Origin of the sequence: Pseudoalteromonas sp. Isolate6 (assembly GCF_022398435.1) — a bacterium.
Taxonomy (GTDB): domain Bacteria; phylum Pseudomonadota; class Gammaproteobacteria; order Enterobacterales; family Alteromonadaceae; genus Pseudoalteromonas; species Pseudoalteromonas galatheae.
Map to the genome: position 1 here is coordinate 1 of NZ_JAKEVK010000289.1, position 4,397 is coordinate 4,397.

5 protein-coding genes are annotated in these 4,397 nt (G+C 43.5%); all 5 read right to left on the minus strand.

The features are described from left to right. Positions 1 to 3: 3 nt before the first annotated feature. The 5 genes from L1D50_RS21820 to L1D50_RS21840 all read right to left on the minus strand — a co-directional run bounded on the left by L1D50_RS21820 (position 4) and on the right by L1D50_RS21840 (position 4,292). Positions 4 to 432 (minus strand): hypothetical protein, encoded by a 429-nt coding sequence (locus L1D50_RS21820; protein WP_128726565.1) that lies wholly within the window; start codon positions 430 to 432, stop codon positions 4 to 6. Positions 433 to 533: 101 nt separating this feature from the next. Then, on the minus strand, positions 534 to 1,445 hold the full coding sequence (secF, locus tag L1D50_RS21825) for a protein translocase subunit SecF (RefSeq protein WP_239966821.1): 912 nt from the start codon (positions 1,443 to 1,445) through the stop codon (positions 534 to 536). A 1-nt stretch (position 1,446) separates the two neighbouring features. Beyond that, on the minus strand, positions 1,447 to 3,279 hold the full coding sequence (gene secD, locus L1D50_RS21830; protein WP_128726567.1) for a protein translocase subunit SecD: 1,833 nt from the start codon (positions 3,277 to 3,279) through the stop codon (positions 1,447 to 1,449). 116 nt (positions 3,280 to 3,395) lie between these two features. Then, entirely contained in the window at positions 3,396 to 3,872 is a 477-nt protein-coding gene (locus L1D50_RS21835; RefSeq protein WP_239966822.1) for a hypothetical protein, read from the minus strand. 144 nt (positions 3,873 to 4,016) lie between these two features. Beyond that, positions 4,017 to 4,292 (minus strand): HU family DNA-binding protein, encoded by a 276-nt coding sequence (locus L1D50_RS21840; RefSeq protein ID WP_088532597.1) that lies wholly within the window; start codon positions 4,290 to 4,292, stop codon positions 4,017 to 4,019. Between the last annotated feature and the right edge of the window lie 105 nt (positions 4,293 to 4,397).

Sequence of the window (4,397 nt, forward strand, 5' to 3'; positions counted from 1 at the left end):
GTCTTATACCGACAACTTTTCAGGTGTAGCTAAAGTACTTTTTACAAACTCAATGGCAGCGCCTACATCAGCAAATAAAACTTGATCTAATGGCTCTGGCATACCTATTTCTTTGCGCATTTTTTCAATCTGGCTTTTCGCAATTGCCGACTTCAACACATACGCAGCACTAACACAGCCCAACTGCAAACAGCGCTTTGCTGTGTTTACCAGTAACTTATAGGCTTCTGGTGTCGCAGCTATGGCCTTTTCTGAATAACTCACGTAACCCCATGTCGAGGCGTGGATCTCAGCTCGACATTGCTCTAGCGCCCTAGAAAAATAATGGATCATAGACTCATTAATGTTTCCTTCGAAACAGGCAAAGAGGATATTTTGCTCGGTCCAGAGGGTTACTTTCCCGCACCGAGTTTGATAACTATATTTTGACATTAATCCTTATCCGGCTCCTTTCGAAGTGCGAATTATACATCAGTACGATAAGGTTAAAAAAGAGCAATTGCTACTTTTTTAACCTAAATTGTATCTAAAACTCATGGCTCAGCGAGCTGCCGTTTTGCTGCCTCAGATTCTTCTTTCAGGTAGTTATTAAACGACAACCCTAGAAACTGTGGCAAAGTTGCACTGACAGCCAAAGAAGACAGAGTTCCAATGAGAATGCCGCAACATAACGCCATGGCAAAGCTATTAAGCCCAGCACCGCCTAGCGACCATATCGCTAACACAGTAGTAAGCGTTGTCAAAGAGGTGATCAACGTGCGGCTCATTGAGTCCTTTATCGCTTGGTCTATGGTCTTGCCTACGGGACTGGTCTTCCACTGCTCTTCAAACAGCAACTCCCTAACCCTATCACCAATGACAATCGAATCGTTGAGTGAATAACCAATAATCGCTAGCAGCGCTGCAAGCACAGTTAAGTCAAACTCTACTTGCGTTATTGCAAACAAGCCAAGCGTTACAATCACATCATGGAAAAGCGCGATACTTGCGGAGACGGCCAAACGCCACTCAAATCTAAACGCCAAGTAAATCAATACACTAAGTAATGCGAATATGCCTGCAAGGCCACCTTGTTCGATTAACTCATTACCCACCTGCGCACCAAGATAACTGGCATCTAATACGCTTGCTTGCCATTGTGTTTCAAGTCCTTCTATCCACTGTTTGACGTGTGTTTCATCGGTGGACTGAGGGGTTTGGAAAACTCGCCAGCTACCATCGTTTTGTAGAGAGATTCGCGCATTTTGAACACCAAGCTCAGCTAGCTTGTTTTGCATTTCTGTTTGGCTCTTTTGCTCGGGTAAGTCGATAACCGTAACGTAACCGCCGGTAAAGTCTTGGCCTAATATAATGCCTTTTTGGGTGATGGCTATGAGACTTGCAAGGACAAGTAACAACCCTGAAATTAGCCCGACGAATCTTGCCTTTTGCGTTTTACTTGTCATTTTACTTTACGCCTTTACGTGATTTTGAATAAAGAGATTCTGATAACATACCGGAGACAACCACACCGGCGAAAATACTGGTTACTATGCCCAGCGCCAAAGTGATCGCGAACCCTTTTACTGGTCCATAGCCGATACCAAGCAGGATCAGAGCGGTTATCATCGTGGTTAAGTTAGCATCGATAATACTCGACATGGCTTGTTGATAACCTTGCTTTAATGCAGTAACCATCCCAATGCCTTTACGCCTTAATTCGCGAACTCGCTCAAAAATAATCACATTGGTGTCTACGGCCATACCAATAGTCAAAACTAGGCCCGCAATGCCGGGTAAGGTAAGCACAACACCAGGAAGCAGCGACATTAACCCAATTAGGCAAACTAGGTTTACCAATAATGAGGTAATGGCTACTGCGCCTAGCTTGCGATACCACACTGCCATAAACAGTAAAGTTAGGCTTAACCCTAATGCCAATGCTTTAAAGCCACTTTCAATATTTTTTTCACCTAATGAAGGACCAATGGTTTGCTCTTTAACTATGGTGATTGGTGCGTCAAGAGAACCCGCCCGCAACAATAATGCTAACTCCTGCGCGTGTTCCATTGACTGCATATTGGTAATACTAAATCGAGTATTTAATACTTGTTGAATAGTGGCGACTGAAATCACTTCTGTGTTGCGCTTAATCTCTCCTTTCGTATCCGCGTAATATTCACTGAATACAGTGGCCATTGGTTTACCAACATTGTTTCTAGAAAATCGATTTATCTTTTCACCACCTTGAGAGGATAAGAATAGCTGCACTAAAGGCTTTCCATATTCGTCTCTTCCTGCTGTTGCAGACTCAATTTCATCACCGCCAAAAATAGCAACTGGGTCGATAGAAACCAAAGCGCCAGATTTATCCTTTAATTTTTGACCACCCACTTCCTGTAATGCATGAAATGAAAGCTTTGCTGTTGCTCCGATAATACGCTTGGCTTGTTCCGGGTCTTGCACGCCAGGCAATTCAATTCGTATATAATTAGTGCCTTGACGTTGAGTAACCGCTTCTGTGATCCCGAGCTCCTCAATACGTGAACGTAAAGTAGACAGCGCTTGGGTCATTAACTGCTTATCGAACTCTACTTTTTTCGTTTCTGCAAAGCGGAAGTTAACTTTCGTTAAAGTGCCCTGTTTATGAGTTGTACTGGTAAACTGTGGATAAAGATCGCGCAGTGTCGCCGTAAGCGCAACTAGTTCGTTTTGTCCTTGCGCTTTTGCGATGACCTCAACCTGCTCACCACTGATAACTTGAGGAATAGATAGGTTCCGGTAACGATTTTTGATCCGTAAGCTATTGGCCTCATCTGCGAGTGACTGCAATTTATTTTCGGCCGCTTGTTCTGTGTCAACCTTGAGTACGAACAAGACGCCGCCGTCCAAGTCGAGTCCGAGCTTGATAGGTTTGAGTCCAGTACTTTCTAACCACTGTGGCATCGTTGAAGCACTAATTACCTTAACACTTAGCTTAGAGTGAGACTCTGCCATATACGCACGCGCCTCAGCGGTTAGCGTGCGGTTTTCAAGTTCAACTAAATAGCCACCTTGATGAGACTCGATTTGCTTGACTTTGAATCCCTCTCCTTCTAGCTGAGATTTAAGCTCAGGCAGCGACAGCGCCACAACCTCGTTACTACTTGCTTGAATTTGAATCAAATTCTTATTGGGATACAAGTTTGGTAGTGCACAAAGGATCAACAGGAACACAATAAGCGCTGTGAAAAAGCGTTTTGCACGCGCTGCGGTACCACGAGAGGTTGATATCCTCGCTGGTGAATTTATATCTTTCATATTTTTCTCATTATCTATCTGAGCGATACCTTTTTGCTAACGAATAGTGGTTATACAGACGTTAGAGTGGGTATCAAAAACTACTATTTGGGTGCTTTATTGGTAGTAGATAATGATTAAGAGGCGAAGCTTAGGCTGCCTTTGAAGGTTAGGTTTGCCGGTTTACAGTTATCGATAAAACCATTATTTGGCCGAGTATCACACATATACCAAGGCATGGGCTTAGGTCTATTGGTGTCATAGACAGAGGCCGGTACATATTTTTCTGCTGCGAGTTCAAATACAAGCGCATACTCGGCTTGTTGTTTAGGATGTAGAAAATAACTAGGGTGGCTAGTACGCTCGCGTTCCGGCAATAAGCCCTTTTCGTGATGCGTAGTTTCACCACTGAGCTTAATTGGGGTCGCAGGACGAGGTTTACTTGGTAACTGATTGGAGTCAGCGAGGCCCTTATGAGCGATGTTTTCGAAGCTCGTTATATGAGTATCAGAAGTATGGGATAAGTGATCATCAGGCGTCCCTGTCGCGCACGCAGCAGCTACCCATGATAACATGAGTAATGACATAACGGCGAAAAGGTTAGAACGCTTCATGAAAACTGATTAAACAACTTATTAGATAAAAACTGTAGATTGGGGCGATGGTAGCAAATTCAAGATAGGGGTATCAATTATAATGAATATGATAGGTATAAAAAAACCTCCGACTTGGGAGGTTTTTCTCGTCCAGCGAGTGGATTAAGGGTTTACTTGGTCTTTTAGGCCTTTACCTGCTTTGAACGAAGGAATGTTCGCAGCTGGGATTTGGATTTCAGCGCCAGTTTGTGGGTTACGACCAGTACGCGCAGCGCGCTCTTTTACTGTGAATGTGCCAAAACCAACTAAAGCAACAGAACCGCCATCTTTTAGTGTGTTAGTTACTGCGCCAGTAAACGCTTCTAAAGCACGAGTTGCCGCTGCTTTTGAAATCTCTGCGTCTGCCGCCATCTTTTCAACTAGTTGAGCTTTATTCATTATTAGATTCCTATAACTTTATAATTTGCCTAAGCAAAACCTATGTTTATGCATTTTGCGTTTATGTGCAACCCCCAAATTGCGAAATTCGCCGAAATATTTATT

Bases quoted from the DNA above. Each gene is read 5' to 3' on its own strand.
- L1D50_RS21835 (WP_239966822.1), bottom strand. From the start codon at position 3,872: ATGAAGCGTTCTAACCTTTTCGCCGTTATGTCATTACTCATGTTATCA.
- L1D50_RS21820 (WP_128726565.1), bottom strand. From the start codon at position 432: ATGTCAAAATATAGTTATCAAACTCGGTGCGGGAAAGTAACCCTCTGG.
- secF (WP_239966821.1), bottom strand. From the start codon at position 1,445: ATGACAAGTAAAACGCAAAAGGCAAGATTCGTCGGGCTAATTTCAGGG.
- L1D50_RS21840 (WP_088532597.1), bottom strand. From the start codon at position 4,292: ATGAATAAAGCTCAACTAGTTGAAAAGATGGCGGCAGACGCAGAGATT.
- secD (WP_128726567.1), bottom strand. From the start codon at position 3,279: ATGAAAGATATAAATTCACCAGCGAGGATATCAACCTCTCGTGGTACC.